The sequence below is a fragment of the bacterium genome (genome assembly GCA_021372515.1).
Classification (GTDB): Bacteria; Gemmatimonadota; Glassbacteria; order GWA2-58-10; family GWA2-58-10; genus JAJFUG01.
The window spans coordinates 1-14352 of sequence record JAJFUG010000214.1 but is presented as its reverse complement, the minus strand read 5'-3'; the positions used below and the strand labels follow the sequence as shown (position 1 = coordinate 14352).

The following is a 14352-nucleotide window of genomic DNA, read 5'->3' as shown; positions in this document are numbered from 1 at the left end:
CCGACCACACAAAACTTGTCAATGTTAGGCCCCACTCTTATCTTTAGGCCCGTAATTCCAGCCGGTGGCTGAGCAAGGCGGAGTCACCACATGATTTAATCCCGCAGGCTGCGGTTTGTTCCGAAACGCGGGAAAAAAACGTTTCGGAGGCGGCCCTGCCCGGTTGCACCGGACCCTGAAACAGGGGCATATTCTATGGGTGAACTGAGCGGAAAAGCCACTCTTGTCGCCGCGGCCGGACTGCTGGCGGCGGCCCTAACCTGTAATGCATTCGGAGCGGATGTGAAAAAAGCGCCGGTAAGAAGTGAAATCAGCGATGCGTACAAGTGGCGTCTGGAGGACATTTACCCCTCGGATGCGATGTGGGAGAAGGATTTCGCCCAGGTCAAGGCCTGGGTGCCAGAGCTGGAGGGCTACCGGGGTAAAATAGGGGAATCCTCGGCCGGCCTGCTCAAGCTGCTCCAGCTCCAGGACAGCGCTGGCGTGGCTCTGGGCAAGCTGTATGTCTACGCCCACATGCGCCGGGATGAGGACACCGGGGACACCCGCTACCAGGCCCTGGCCGACCGGGCCGAATCGGTCAGCACCGACTACTCGGCCGCCGGATCTTTCGTGGTGCCCGAGATCCTTCAGATACCCGAGGCCAAGCTGCGCGGCTGGCTGGAATCCGACAAGGGCCTCGCCCTCTACCGTCACCGCCTCGAGGACCTGATCCGCACCAAGGCGCACACGCTCAGTCCGGCCGAGGAGAAAATCCTGGCCCTGAGCGCCGAGGCCACCCGATCCCCGCGCACAGTGTTCGGCATGCTGGACAACGCCGATATCCGCTACCCGAGCATAAAGGATGACAAGGGCGAGGAGGTGGAGCTGACCAAGGCCCGCTACAGCCGATTCATCGAAAGCGGCGACCGCGAGTTGCGCAAGCGCGCTTTCGAGGCGTTCTACGGTGTGTACGACGGCTACGAGAACACCCTGGCGGCGCTGCTGGGCGGCATAGTCAAGCGCGACATATTCTACGCCCGCGCCCGGAACTACGAAAGCTCACTGGCCGCGGCCCTGGACGGCGACAATATCCCGCCGGCGGTCTACGATAATGTTGTGGGCTCGATCAACGCCAATCTGGCCCCGATGCACCGCTATGTCAGCCTGCGCAAGCGCCTGATGGGCATCGAGTCGGTGCACCCCTACGACCTCTACAACCCGCTGTTCCCGGAGGACAACGCCGAGTACAGCTACGACGAGGCCCTGGAGCTGGTCCGCGCCGCTCTCAAGCCCCTGGGGCCGGAATACAACCGGATCGCCGACTCCGGGTTCAAGGGCGGCTGGATCGACGTGTTCGAGAACCAGGGCAAGCGCAGCGGCGGCTACAGCTGGGGCTCCTACGGCACGCACCCCTATATCCTGCTCAACTACAACGGCACTCTGCACGAGGTGTTCACCGTGGCCCACGAGATGGGCCACGCCATGCACAGCTATTTCACCTGGAGCACTCAGCCGCCGGCCTACGGCGACTACACGATTTTCGTGGCCGAGGTGGCCTCCACCACCAACGAGGCCCTGCTGATGGACCACCTTCTGCGGGTCACCACCGACCGTCAGCAGCAGCTCAGCCTGCTCGACCACTACGTGCGCCAGATCCAGGGCACGGTCTACATCCAGGCCCTGTTCGCCGAGTTCGAGCGCGAGATCCACACCCGCTCCGAGGCCGGTGACCCGCTTACCTACGAAAGCTTGAACAAGCTATGCCACGAGCTGTACCAGAAATATTTCGGGCCGGATATGACTGTGGACCAGGCCTACGAGATCAACTGGGGACGGATACCGCATTTCTACAACAATTTCTATGTCTACCAGTATGCCACGGGCTATGCGGCCGGCGCCCTGCTGAGCCAGAAAATGCTGAGCGGCGACAGCTCGGAGCGCGAGCGCTACCTGAATTTCCTGAAGAGCGGCAGCAGCGACTATTCGATCAACCTGCTCAAGGGCGCCGGCGTGGACATGAACAGCCCCGAGCCGATCGTGGCCACCGCCCGCCTGATGGACAGCCTGCTCGACCGCATGGAGAAGCTGCTGGACGAGAAGAAGTGAGTTGACAGCCAACTGGAGAGAAGGGAACAGATGAAGGAACGGATACCGATAGCCAGCGACCATGCCGGTTTCGAGCTGAAAAACGACCTGGTGGAGTACCTGCGCCAGTTGGGTTATGAGCCGGAGGACTTGGGCGCCCACGGCCCGGAGAGCGTGGATTACCCGGATTACGGCCGCAAGGTGGCCCGGGAGGTGGTCTCGGGTGCGGCCAAACGCGGCGTGGTGGTCTGCGGCACCGGGATCGGGGTGTCGATCGCGGCCAACAAGGTGCACGGCGCCCGGGCCGCCCTGTGCACGAACGTGTTCATGGCCGAGATGGCCCGCCGTCACAACGACGCGAACATCCTGGCCCTGGGCGGGCGGGTGCTCAGCCCGGAGGCGGCCCGGCCGATCCTCAAGACCTGGCTGGAGACCCCGTTCGAGGGTGGCCGTCACAGCCGGCGCATCCAGAAAATCGCGGATATCGAAAACGAACCCGGCTGCTGAGCCGGGACACTTCCAACTCAAGTCAGTTGCAGAGGTATGCCGATGCTGGAAGAACTGAAAAGAATCGACCCGGAAATCCACTCCGTGATCCTCAAGGAGATCGGCCGCCAGGCAGGCAAGCTGGAGATGATCGCCTCGGAGAACTTTGTCAGCCGGGCCGTGCTGGAGGCCATGGGCACGCCGCTGACCAACAAGTACGCCGAGGGCTACCCGGGCAAGCGCTACTACGGCGGCTGCGAGTTCGTCGACATCGCCGAGGACCTGGCGCGCAGCCGTGCCTGCGAGCTGTTCCAGGCAGGGCACGCCAACGTGCAGCCGCACTCCGGCTCCCAGGCCAACATGGCGGTCTACATGGCCCTGATCCAGCCGGGCGACACGGTGCTGGGAATGAACCTCTCGCACGGCGGGCACCTGACCCACGGCAGCCCGGTCAATTTCAGCGGCACTCTGTACAAGGTGGTCTCGTACGGGGTTCAGCGTGAGACCGGACGGATCGATTACGACGAGATGCAGTCCCTGGCCGAGCAGCACCGCCCGAAGCTGATCATGTGCGGGGCCAGCGCCTACCCGCGCTTTATCGATTTCGAGCGCATCCGCCGGATCGCCGACAGCGTGGGCGCGTTCATGGTCGCCGATATCGCCCACCCGGCCGGACTGATCGCCGCCGGGCTGCACCCCAGCCCGGTCCCGCACGCCCACGCGGTGACCACCACCACGCACAAGACCCTGCGCGGCCCGCGCGGCGGGATGATCCTCTGCGCCGAGGAATTCGGCAAGAAAATGGACAAGCTGATTTTCCCCGGCATCCAGGGCGGCCCGATGATGCATGTGATCGCGGCCAAGGCCGTGGCGTTCCGAGAGGCACTCTCACCGGAGTTCAAGACTTACTCCCGCCAGGTGGTCGCCAACGCCGCCCGTCTGGCCGCGGTGCTGATGTCGGCCGGCTACACACTGGTCTCCGGCGGCACGGACAACCATCTGATGCTGCTCGACCTGACCGACAAAAACATAACCGGCAAGGAGGCCGAGGAAGCCCTGGACCGCTGCGGGATCACGGTGAACAAGAACACGGTCCCGTTCGAGACCCGCAGCCCGTTCGTGACCAGCGGCATCCGGATCGGCACCCCGGCCCTGACCAGCCGCGGCATGGGTGTGGCCGAGATGGAGCGCGTGGGAGCGATGATCCACGACGTGCTGTCGAACCTGGGCCGCGAGACGGTGTACGCGGATGTGGCCGCCCGGGTAACAAAACTGTGCGCGGAGTTCCCGCTGTACCAGGATATGCTCTGAGAGTAGAATCCATAAGCTGTGGGGCCACGGAGAGCAGTGGCCCCACAGCTTAAGAAGCAACAAAACTTGTCCGTGAATACTGGAGTGCGCCGATGCTAAAATCAATGCTCCTTGAAAACTTCACGGTTTTCCCAAAAGCGGATTTCGAGTTCGGCAAGCACTTGAATGTCTTTATCGGCGATAATAGCTATGGTAAATCCCACGTACTCATGGCAGCGTATTCAGTTATTGCTGTAAGCGCGGCTATGAGGAAAGATGGCTCTTTTTTCAAGTCCATGTTACCGCTGGCTATTGCAGAAAAATTTGAAAGAGTCTTCCTGCCGGATGAATTCGGGAGACTGGTGAGACGTAGAGTTGGTCAAAGAAAGTGCAGTATGCAATATAAATTCGATATTTCAGCTCGGAATATGTCATTTGCATTCTCATCACATGCAAAGTCACAGGTGAAGTTTGAAAAAAATGGATACCCTACAGAATGGGTGGGTAAACCTCCTGTTTTTCTGCCAACGAGGGAATTACTTACTATTGCTCCAGTTCTTCCTTCACTTTATGAGGAAAGAGAACTTCCGTTCGAGGAAACGTGGCCTGATACCTGCACCCTGCTTAACGCACCGTTGAAGAAAGGGAGACGCTTCCAAGAAATTGCGAAACGTCTTGAGCCTCTTGAAGATGCGATGGGTGGCAAGGTGGAAACGGATAAAACAGGGCGATTTTACCTTAATTTACCTTCTGGCAGGATGGAGATGCACCTTGTCGCGGAGGGCTTGCGCAAGCTGGCTACTATTGCCCGTTTGATCGCAAACGGCTCACTTCTCGATAAAGGCTATCTGTTCTGGGATGAACCCGAAGCCAATCTGAATCCGAAAATCACCAAGACAGTTGCCCGGACAATCCTTCAAATCGCTCATAGCGGCATCCAGGTTTTCATTGCCACCCATAGCCTGTTCTTGATGCGGGAGCTGCACATTCTTATGAATGGAGATTTTAAAAAGCAGAAGCTCGATGCCCGCTTTTTTGGCTTGCATTTTGGCGAGGACGGGGCGGTGAATGTCCAGCAGGGCAAAACGATTGACGATGTGGGCGATATAACGGCGCTGGATGAAGAACTACAGCAGTCTGACCGTTATCTTAACGCCGAGATGGGCTTGCCCGCTGAACCTGTAAGGGAGGCATAGGTCCTAAATGCCTACCCTCCAAGTTGAAACTCTTCGCTTTGATTTTGCGGCCAGTGTAATCGCAGAAAAATACGATGATTGGAACCATTATAGAAATGTATGGACGAAAAAGGTAGTTGATCCGAAGGCTATGGATGTTGTGGCTGTAGAGAGCCAGGTGAATCCTGTTCGTGGTTTGACTACCTGGTTGATAGAAGCCAAGGATTACAGGATACTCACCGTAGAACCACCACTAAAAAAAATCTCAAACCTGCCGCAGACTGTGGCCGATAAGGCCAGAGATACTTTGACCGGTTTGACGGATGCCGCCAGCAACGCTTCGGTTCCTTCGGAAAAGCTTCATGCAATCAAAGCTGTCAACACAGCTGCAAAGCGCATTGTGTTTCATTTAGAGCCTTATGTGGGAAGCGGGCCTGGGGCGAGGCTTTTTCTCGCCAATACCGCGGCAAATATCTTGGGAAAACTAAAACAACTGGTAAAGGATATCGATCCGAAGCCGTTGGTATTGAATATCGAAAACACTCCTGCAGCTGATGTCCCGTGGTCTGTAGCTTAATTATAACAATATGGTTCTACGTTGAGCCGTCTGACCTCTCTCCCGCTTTCCCTCTTGAAATCCTCATTCCGTACTGATAAATTTGCGAACATTTGTGCAATTTTTACGTTAAACAAGGTGTAGGCGTCCAAAGATGTATATGGGGAACGCTTTTATCCGGCAAGTCGATCTTTTCCGTTGCAGGAGGCGAGGATGACCGGTTCGAGCGGGATCGGCAGGGGATCGACTGGGCTGAGGGCGCTGGCTGCCGCGTTCATGGCTGTAATTCTGGCCTGGTCTCCCGTTCCGGGGCAGGACAAGTTCCCGCGCGAGGAGCTGGAAACCCTGGACGGCGCCGCGACCCGTCTGGCCCCCGCCGACAGCGCCCGGCTGACAGTGCTCGATTTCTGGGCCCTCTGGTGCGCTCCCTGCCAGCAGGCAATCCCCGAGCTGCGCGGTCTGGCCGAGCGGATGCAGGGCCGGCCGGTGCGGTTCCGTTTCATCGATTGCGACAACACGCGCAGCCGCTCCAAGGTGCGCTCATTTTCCCTGTCCAAAGGCATTGCCGCGGAGGTTCTCCTGGACCCGAGCCAGAAACTGATGCGCTACTACGGCATCGCGGCCCTGCCCCATCTGGTGGTGCTCGATTCGGCGGGCAACGTGGTGGACCGGGAGGCCGGCTACATGTTGGGCGATCACATAAAACTGGAAAAGAAGCTGCTCGAGCTGCTCGGGCAGTGACAGCGCCATTGCCGCCGGCGCAAGGCGTGTGCGTGCGGGGCGGGGATGGGATAGAAGGCAACGGCTCACAGTACGGGATCGAATATGCTCGGGTTCCCGCGCGGTCGCTCCGCGGCGCTTACCGCAATCTCAATTCTGCTGGCCCTGTCCGGGGCCGGACAGGCCGTGCAGGCCTGGACCCTGCCCATCCGGGCGGCCCTGCGCAGCCGGTACGGCGACGGCCAGGAGAGCACCCTCCAGGGCATCCTCAAGAAAAACGACAAGCAGTATTTCGAGAACCGCCTGGACCTCGATTTCTCCAGCGGCGGCTGGGAGGGCGGGCTGAGCGTGGAGAGCCGCGAGCACGCCGAGTTCAGCGATGATTTCACCCGCCTGCGCAAGGGCTACATCCAGTACACGGGTGACAAGTTCATGCTGCGCGGGGGGACGCTCTACACGCTGGTGGGGCGCGGCCTGACCCTCGACCTGCACGAGGACCGGGTGATCGATTTCGACAACACGGTACGCGGGTTCATGGGCCAGGTCGACCTGGGCTCGCTGCGGGTGATGGCCCTGGGCGGCTGGTCAAGCTACATGGACTATCGCTCGCCCAAGATCATCGATGACCACAGCCTGGTCGCCGCCGCCCTGGAGTACCGTTTCTCGCCGACAGTGAGCGCCGGCCTGAGCGCCCTGCGCGACCACATGACCGGCCGCACCGACCATCTGAGCGAAGAGCATGTCACCATAGACACGGATATCCCGGTCCTGGTGGGCGGGCCGCACCTGGAGGTGATCTCCGGGGCCTGGGAGGTTTATCTGGAGAGCTCCTGGAAACACTCCGGCTACAACCGTCTGTCGCCCTACCTGGAGGGTGTGACCCAGGCCCCGATCCGTCAGTACCGGAACCTCACCCGCTCGGTGGACGGCGCGGGGGTGTACGGAACGCTGAGCTGGGCCGGGGATAAGGCCGGCCTGACCTTCGAGTACAAGAACTACCAGTACAATGTCGAAACCTACTGCACCAGCGTGCAGACCACCGGGTTCCACACCACCGGGGCCTCGATTTTCCAGTACCCGCCCACGGTCTACAAGGAACACCTCTACCACCTGCTCAACCGCTACCCGATCACCTCCAACCCGGACAACGAGATCGGGATGCAGCTCGAATTCAACCTGACCGCCTCGGAGAAACTGGATTTCCAGGCCGTGGCCAGCCTGACCTCGGACGCCGACCTTCTGTTCCCGCCCGCAGCGGACCACGGGGAGTGGCGCCGCAAGCGCACGGGTTTCCCGCTTCTGCCCAGTGTAGCCGAACGCTTTGACCCGCGCTGGGACACTTTCATTGACATACGCTGGCATCCTGACGATAATTTGAGACTGCAGGGCGGATACGGTTATCGCCGGATCACCGAATATATGCTCATCACCAGGTCGGGCGACCGTAAACTGGTCCACACCCTGCCCGTGCAGTTCGAATGGCTGCCGTCGCCCAAGCTGTCGCTGCACCTGGACCTGGAAACCCAGCACATGCACGACAAGGGTTTCCCCTACGAGAGGGTCCGGGACAACTGGTTCAACAATTATGCCGCCTTCGGGGTGGGCTGGAACCAGCGGGTCATCCTCACCGTGGGCAGCGAGTTCACCGGCAAGAAAACCCTGCCCGGCGAGAGCAGCAAGTGGCCGTTTTCGGAGCTCAGCGTTCGCCTGACCAACGGCGGGTCGTTCAACCTGTTCTACGGCTCCCAGCGCGAGGGGCTGATATGCTCGAACGGTCTGTGCAAATACATGCCCGGTTTCAAGGGGTTGCGCGCCGAGATGAGCCTGTTCTTCTGATCCGGGGCTTTCAATTTAAAGGCTGACTGGAGAGATGCAGACAATGAGATTTCATGCCGGTAAAGCAACTACCCTCGGGCTGCTGGCCGCGGCTGTCCTGTGTCTCAGGACGGCGGCGCTTTTTGCCTACGTGGACATCTCTCCGGACTCGCTGTCGAGCTGGCTCAGCTCCGCCAACCCGCCCTATCTGCTGGATGTGCGGGAGCAGGATGAGTTCGTGGGCCGCCACATTCCAGGCGCCGTGCTGTTCCCCTACAACACCGGGGTGCTGCAGACACGCTACGGCAAGCTGCCCGCCAGCGGCCCGATCGTCGTGATCTGCAAAGCGGGCACGCGCTCGGCCAGCGCGGCCCAGTTCCTGGAGGGCCTGCCGGGCGGAGGGTTTAACGGGCGGCTTTCCCGTCTGAACGGCGGGATGGATGCCTGGAAGGGTCTGGTGGTGCTCGACGATACCAACGGCGCGGACCGTCAGAAAGTGCTGTTCGAGATGTTCACCGCCTCCTGGTGCAGCTTCTGCTTTTCCTCCAACAAATACCTGGACGACACCTTTTTAGACACTGACGCTCCGATAGCCATGATCCGCTACCACGTGGCGGATGTCGGGTTCGACACGCCCACCACCCGGGTGAATTTCCTGGGCCAGAAAACCACCCCCGATCTTTTTATCGACGGGGCCAAGGAGATATATCCGGACTATTTCACCGTGTCCTCTTTCAACGAGTTCCGGCAGACAAAGAGCCCGTTGACCATCTCCCTGTTAGGGCGCAAGCCCGCGAGCGCCGCCGATTCCGGCCTGCTGAAAGTCAAGCTGTCCGCCGGAGCCACGATCGGCCCGGACAGTCTCAACCTGTTCGTGGTCCTGACCGAGAGCGGGATCGATCCGACCAAGTGGGACCCGCCGCACATCCCGGAAAACGGTGAAAAGATTTTCGACAACGCCATGCGTGCCATGGTGACCGGCCAGAGCGGCCAGCGCTTTGCGATCCAGCCGGGCGAAAAGCTCGAGATTCAGACGAAGTTCGGCCTGAAGCCGGATTGGAAAGCCGACAGTTGTGAGCTGGTGGTGTTCGTTGAGGACATGAAGACCAAGAAAGTGCAGCAGGCCACGAACGTGCGGCTCCCGGCGCTGACTCTGGTCGAGCCCCAGCCCAACCGCGCTCCCAAGGTGACCCTGCCGGAGGGCCAGAGCTACCGGGTGACAGAGGGTGACACTCTGCGTTTCAGCGCCGCGATCACCGACCCCGATTCCGCCGAGACCCTTACTGTCTGGGCTTTTTATTCGGCCACGGGAGCGAGCTACGGCACCGCGTTCCCCCCGCACGCCTCGTTCAAGAATCCAGTCTTCAAGTTCGCTCCCGACACCACCCAGGCCGGCCTGTACCGTTTCATGCTGCGGGTGGTCGACCATGCCGGGGCCAACGATTCGGTGCGGTTTACGGTGGAGGTCCTGGACAAGCCGGCGGTGGTTGCCCGGCGCTGCGACTGCGACGGGGACGGGGCCCTGACAGTGCGGGACATCCTCGCGTTCCTGCTCCTGTTGCGCAACGACCCGGCCAACCAATCGCTGGACTGGAACGGCGACGGGGAGCGTGATTTCGCGGACGTGCTCGACTTTGCCCGCGACCTGAGCGCCGGCCGCTGTCCGGATGCGCTCGGGCCGTCCCTGGCCGCGGTCCGGAATGAGCGGGGAGAATTCAGACTTTCCGTGGAGGAGGCCGCCTGGATCGGGGCCGCGCTGCCCAGGCTGCACCTGGAGCAATCGCTGGAAAGCGAGATACGCGCGCAGCTCGCCGCCGTGGCCAGCCTGCCCCGCGCCTACAGCCTGGCGCAGAATGTCCCCAACCCGTTCAACCCGAGCACTGTGATCACGTTCGACATCCCAGGCAACGACAAGCCGGGGGCTGTGTCGCTCAAAGTCTACGACCTGCGCGCCCGCCTGGTGAAAGTCCTGGCCCAGGGCGTGCTCGAACCCGGACGTCACACTGTTTTCTGGGATGGACGGGATGAAAGTGGGAGTCAGTTGCCCAGCGGGGTCTATCTCTGCCGATTGACCGCGCCCGGCTGGACTCAGAGCCGCAAAATGGTGCTTCTCAAGTAAGGTTGGTGGAGCAGTAAGGTAGTTCCAAATCCGATCAGGCCTTGCCCGCAGCGGCAGCTTTTCCGGACTGCTTGGCCGGAGCTTTGGCCGCCTCGCCTTTTTTCTTCGCCGCATCCTCCTCAGCCGGCGCCTCCTCGGTGCTCTTGGCTTTCTTCCGTTTCGGCATCGCCTCGAACAGGAACAGGAACCAAATACCGGCGTAAGCGGCCGTTATCACGGAAATGAACGTGATAAACCCGCTGGTGGTGGAAATGTACTGCAGGGCTTTGACAATAAGTTCGGACATGAAATGGCTCACAACCGGACTCTCCGGGTGGGCGTCCATGCCCGAACCGATCCCTTAGCGTGGCCCGAGGTCCCCAGGTTTCCCTTGGAGTTTTTAACTGAATTCAGTCGACCGGGCCGCAAAGGGCCCGTTTTATTATCGCAAATCGATCCCCGGCTGACAAGGGGGGATAGTATTCGCCACTATATATTATCGAACCGGAACGGTTGAAAATTTAGCCCAATTCTCAAGAAAAATCCAGTGGGCGACCGCGCCGTTCAAACTTCCGCTCCAATAAGCCTTTATAAACGGCCTTCCTTTTTTCCCGGAGCGGTTATAACTTTATCGCCTCACGGCAGTTTCATTATCGTTGCTCCGCGCGGGCTGCCCGGGCCGAAAGTGCCGGGCCTGGCTTGGCGCTGACAGGGATCGCGCTGAACGGAATGCAGGGGAGACGCTGTGAAGCAGAACCGGCTCGAAAGAACTCTGACCGCCAGCCTGCGTGGCGTGGCGTGTTTCGACCTGCCGACCCGCACACTGTACGCCTCGGATGCCAGTATTTTCGAGATACTGCCCGCCGGGGTGGTGTTCCCGCGGGATACGGATGACCTGGTGCGGCTGACCGAGGTCGCGGCGCAGGAGGGGGTCTCACTGACCGCGCGCGGCGGCGGCAGCGGGATTGCGGGCGAATCGCTGGGCCGCGGGCTGATCGTGGAGCTGGGACGGTTCATGAACCGGGTGGAGGGCTACGACGAGTCAACGGGCGAGGTCACTGTGCAGCCGGGGCTGGTCCTCGACCGTCTGAACGCGTTCCTGGCGCAGTACGGACGGATGATCGGGCCCGACCCCTCCAGCGCCGGGCGCTGCACTGTGGGCGGAGTGGTGGCCAATGACGCCACCGGGTCGCACTCGATCCTATACGGCCATACCCGTCACCACCTGCGCGGCCTGGAGGCGGTGTTCGCGGACGGCTCCCTGGCCGAACTGGGGCCGGTGCCGCTGGAGACGGCCTGCAACGGGGCTGGCTTTCCCGGAGAGCTGGCCCGGCAGGTGCCGGAGCTTCTGGAGCGCTACGCCGGGGCCATCGCCGCCGACCGTCCCCGCACACGACGTGACCGCAGCGGCTACAATCTCGAAGGCCTGGTTCAGGACGGCACTTTCAACCCGCACCTGCTGCTGGCCGGCAGCGAGGGCAGCCTGGCCCTGATCAGCCGGTTGCGCCTGGCCACGGTGCCTCGGCCGCGCTTCAAGCGGGTGGCCCTGCTCGTGTTCGACCAGCTCACCCGCGCCACGGATGCAGTGCTGCCGATCCTGGAGCACGGCCCCGCGGCGGTGGAGATGATCGACGCGCTGATGATCGGCCTGGCGCGCCAGGCGAGCCACGCCTACGATGACCTTCTGCCGCCCGGCGCCGCGGCCTGCCTTCTGGTCGAGTGCCAGGGCGACAGCCCGGAGGAGCCTCCGGCGCGGTTGGAGGCGATCCGCCAGGCGGTCTGCGAGCGGGAGCGCCTGGCTGTCGGCTGGCGCATGACCGATGACCCGCGCCGCGAGGCACAGCTCTGGGACCTGCGCAAGGCCGGAGTGCCGCTGCTGTTCCGCCGTCCTGGCCCTACCCAGCCCGTGCCGTTCGTGGAGGATGTGGCCGTGCCGGTGGACAGCCTGACAGAATACGTGAAGCGCCTGTCCGCGGTGTTCGACTCGCACGGAGTGCAGGCGGCGTTCTATGGACACGCCGGGGGCGGCGAGCTGCACATCCGCCCGTTCCTCGACCTGCGCCGCGCCGACCACTGCCGCAAGCTGGAATCGATCGCCCAGGCCACCTGCGAGCTGGCGCGCAGCCTGGGCGGCACTCTCTCGGGAGAGCACGGCGAGGGCCTGGTGCGCGGCCAGTTCATCCGTCAGATGCGCCCCCACACCTACCCGCTGTTCGAGGAAATCAAGCGTATCTTCGACCCGCGGGGGCTGCTCAACCCGGACAAGATCATCACCACGCGGACAGACCTCATCTCTTCGGACCATAAGTTACCGGTGCCCTACGCCCCCGAGCTGCCTGAGCTGAGATTCAACTACAGCCAGCACCCCTACGCCGAGACAGTGGAGCGCTGCAACGGTTGCGGCAACTGCCGCAGCCCGCTGATGTACTCGATGTGCCCGGTGTTCAAGGCCACCGGCCTGGAGGCGGCCAGCCCGCGGGCCAAGGCCTCGGTGCTGCGCAACCTGATGTACGGCCGGGCGGAGGAGCGCGGGCAGTGGGAGCGGGCCTGGAAAGAGGTCTACGACTACTGTATCGGCTGCGGGATGTGCGCGGTGGAGTGCCCCAGCGCGGTGGATATCCCCAAGCTGATGTACGAGGCCAAGGTGCGTTACGCCGCGCACAACGGCCTGGACCTGCCGGGGCTGTTCCTCTCCGAGGCGGATGTGAGTTGCCGCGTGCTGAGCGCGCTGGCCCCACTGGCGAACTTGGGGTCGAACAACCGCATTCTGCGCAAGGTAATGGAGATGACAGCCGGGGTGGACTCCCGCCGCCGCCTGCCCCGTTTCAGCCGTCAGCGGAGGATTAAAACCCGTTCGTCCGGTGCAGTCAATGGACACCCCAAAGTTGCCCTGTTCCGCGACCTGTTCGCGCGCTACAACTCGCCCGGGCTGGCGCAGGTCACAGTTCGTCTGCTGGAGGAGCTGGCCGGGGCCGAGGTCACAGTGACCGACCTGGGCTCCTGCGGGATCACGGCCATGGCCTACGGCAACGCGGGCAGCGCGTTCAGGATACTGGAGAAAAACCTGGAAGAGCTTTCCGGCCTGATCGACGAGGGCTACAGCATAGTCAGCCAAGAGCCGACCAGCGTGCTCACCCTGCGCGTGGAGGCCCCCGGCTGGAGCGCCGACCCGCGCTGGCGCGCTGTGGCCGCGAACACGTTCGAGCTGTTCGAATACCTCAAGCTGCTGGAGGGCCAGGGCAAGCTGAAGCTCCTGCCCGGCGACCTGCGCCTGGAGCGCAAGCTGGCCTACCACATGCCCTGCCATCTCAAGGCGCTGCAGATCGGACAGCCGGGGCTGGGGTTCCTGTCAAGGGTCGCGGGGCTGGAGATAGTGGAGAGCCAGGCCGCCTGCTGCGGGATCGCCGGGACTTTCGGGATGAAGAAACAGCATTTCGACCTCTCGCTGAAAATTGGGGAGAAGCTGTTCCAGGCGCTGGAAGCCGAGGGCGTGAGCGCGGGCCTCAGTGAATGCAGCACCTGCCGTCTGCAGATGGAACAGAGCGGCAAAGGGACCTACCATCCGGCCGAGGTGCTGGCCGCGGCCCTGGGTTTGGAAAATCTTCCCTCACGATAGAACGCCCGAAAGGTTGAAAGCCTTGACAGTGGCGGGGGATGCTGTTATATTGTGGCACACAGTTGACGTGACTGGCCCCTTCGTCTAGTGGCCTAGGACGTGTGGTTCTCAGCCATAAAACAGGGGTTCGATTCCCCTAGGGGCTACCAAAATTGAAAGCCCGTCTCGATACCGAGACGGGCTTTCCGTTTTTGGGGAGGCCCCGGAAGGTATTTCGGGCGCGGCACGCCGTGCCCCGGCACAACCGATGCCTTTCGTAGGGACGAACCTTGTATTCGCCCAGCCTTGTCTTTTCGTCCTTTCGGTCTTGCCCAGCAATGTCCGGTTAGATTTTTGCTATAGAATGTGATGGGCGAACACATTGTTCGTATCGGAATAACTCGATCCCGGGTCAAAGCCAAACCCCGTGCGGCTGACAGGCCGCCGGCTGTTGCCTTTGGGGGCCGCACCTGTCTGAGCCTCCCGCCAGGGTAGCGTTTAATTGAGCGAGAAACGGCCGGGGCTGTAATTGCCGCACGGTTCGGCGGCG

At 61.7% G+C, this 14352-nt stretch carries 10 protein-coding genes and 1 tRNA gene; 10 read left to right on the top strand and 1 reads right to left on the bottom strand.

Going from position 1 to position 14352, the window contains the following annotated elements; all coding sequences use genetic code 11:
• The first annotated feature begins 195 nt into the window (after positions 1–195).
• The 8 genes from pepF (at position 196) to LLH00_19160 (ending at position 10228) form a co-directional block, all read left to right on the top strand.
• Positions 196–2088, top strand: a complete 1893-nt coding sequence (gene pepF, locus LLH00_19195) for an oligoendopeptidase F (GenBank protein ID MCE5273409.1) — start codon at positions 196–198, stop codon at positions 2086–2088.
• 30 nt (positions 2089–2118) lie between these two features.
• Complete coding sequence (gene rpiB, locus LLH00_19190) at positions 2119–2574, top strand: ribose 5-phosphate isomerase B (GenBank protein ID MCE5273408.1); 456 nt, start codon at positions 2119–2121, stop codon at positions 2572–2574.
• Positions 2575–2616: 42 nt separating this feature from the next.
• Positions 2617–3864 carry a serine hydroxymethyltransferase gene (locus LLH00_19185; protein ID MCE5273407.1) on the top strand — a complete coding sequence of 416 codons (1248 nt, stop codon included), beginning with the start codon at positions 2617–2619 and terminating at the stop codon, positions 3862–3864.
• A gap of 92 nt (positions 3865–3956) precedes the next feature.
• A complete protein-coding gene (locus LLH00_19180; protein ID MCE5273406.1) occupies positions 3957–5039 on the top strand; it encodes an AAA family ATPase in 1083 nt (360 codons plus the stop codon).
• Positions 5040–5046: 7 nt separating this feature from the next.
• Complete coding sequence (locus tag LLH00_19175; GenBank protein MCE5273405.1) at positions 5047–5595, top strand: hypothetical protein; 549 nt, start codon at positions 5047–5049, stop codon at positions 5593–5595.
• Positions 5596–5787: 192 nt separating this feature from the next.
• Positions 5788–6315, top strand: coding sequence for a TlpA family protein disulfide reductase (locus LLH00_19170; GenBank protein ID MCE5273404.1), 528 nt, complete (start codon positions 5788–5790; stop codon positions 6313–6315).
• An 84-nt stretch (positions 6316–6399) separates the two neighbouring features.
• Positions 6400–8130 (top strand): DUF6029 family protein, encoded by a 1731-nt coding sequence (locus LLH00_19165; protein ID MCE5273403.1) that lies wholly within the window; start codon positions 6400–6402, stop codon positions 8128–8130.
• Between the two features lie 43 nt (positions 8131–8173).
• On the top strand, positions 8174–10228 hold the full coding sequence (locus LLH00_19160; protein MCE5273402.1) for an Omp28-related outer membrane protein: 2055 nt from the start codon (positions 8174–8176) through the stop codon (positions 10226–10228).
• 34 nt (positions 10229–10262) lie between these two features.
• On the opposite strand, the gene LLH00_19155 is transcribed toward LLH00_19160, so the two are convergent.
• On the bottom strand, positions 10263–10526 hold the full coding sequence (locus LLH00_19155; GenBank protein MCE5273401.1) for a hypothetical protein: 264 nt from the start codon (positions 10524–10526) through the stop codon (positions 10263–10265).
• A gap of 426 nt (positions 10527–10952) precedes the next feature.
• On the opposite strand from LLH00_19155, the gene LLH00_19150 reads away from it, so the two are divergent.
• Both LLH00_19150 and LLH00_19145 read left to right on the top strand, forming a co-directional pair.
• Positions 10953–13823, top strand: coding sequence for an FAD-binding protein (locus LLH00_19150; GenBank protein MCE5273400.1), 2871 nt, complete (start codon positions 10953–10955; stop codon positions 13821–13823).
• A gap of 73 nt (positions 13824–13896) precedes the next feature.
• A tRNA-Glu gene (locus LLH00_19145) sits at positions 13897–13972 on the top strand.
• Positions 13973–14352 lie beyond the last annotated feature (380 nt).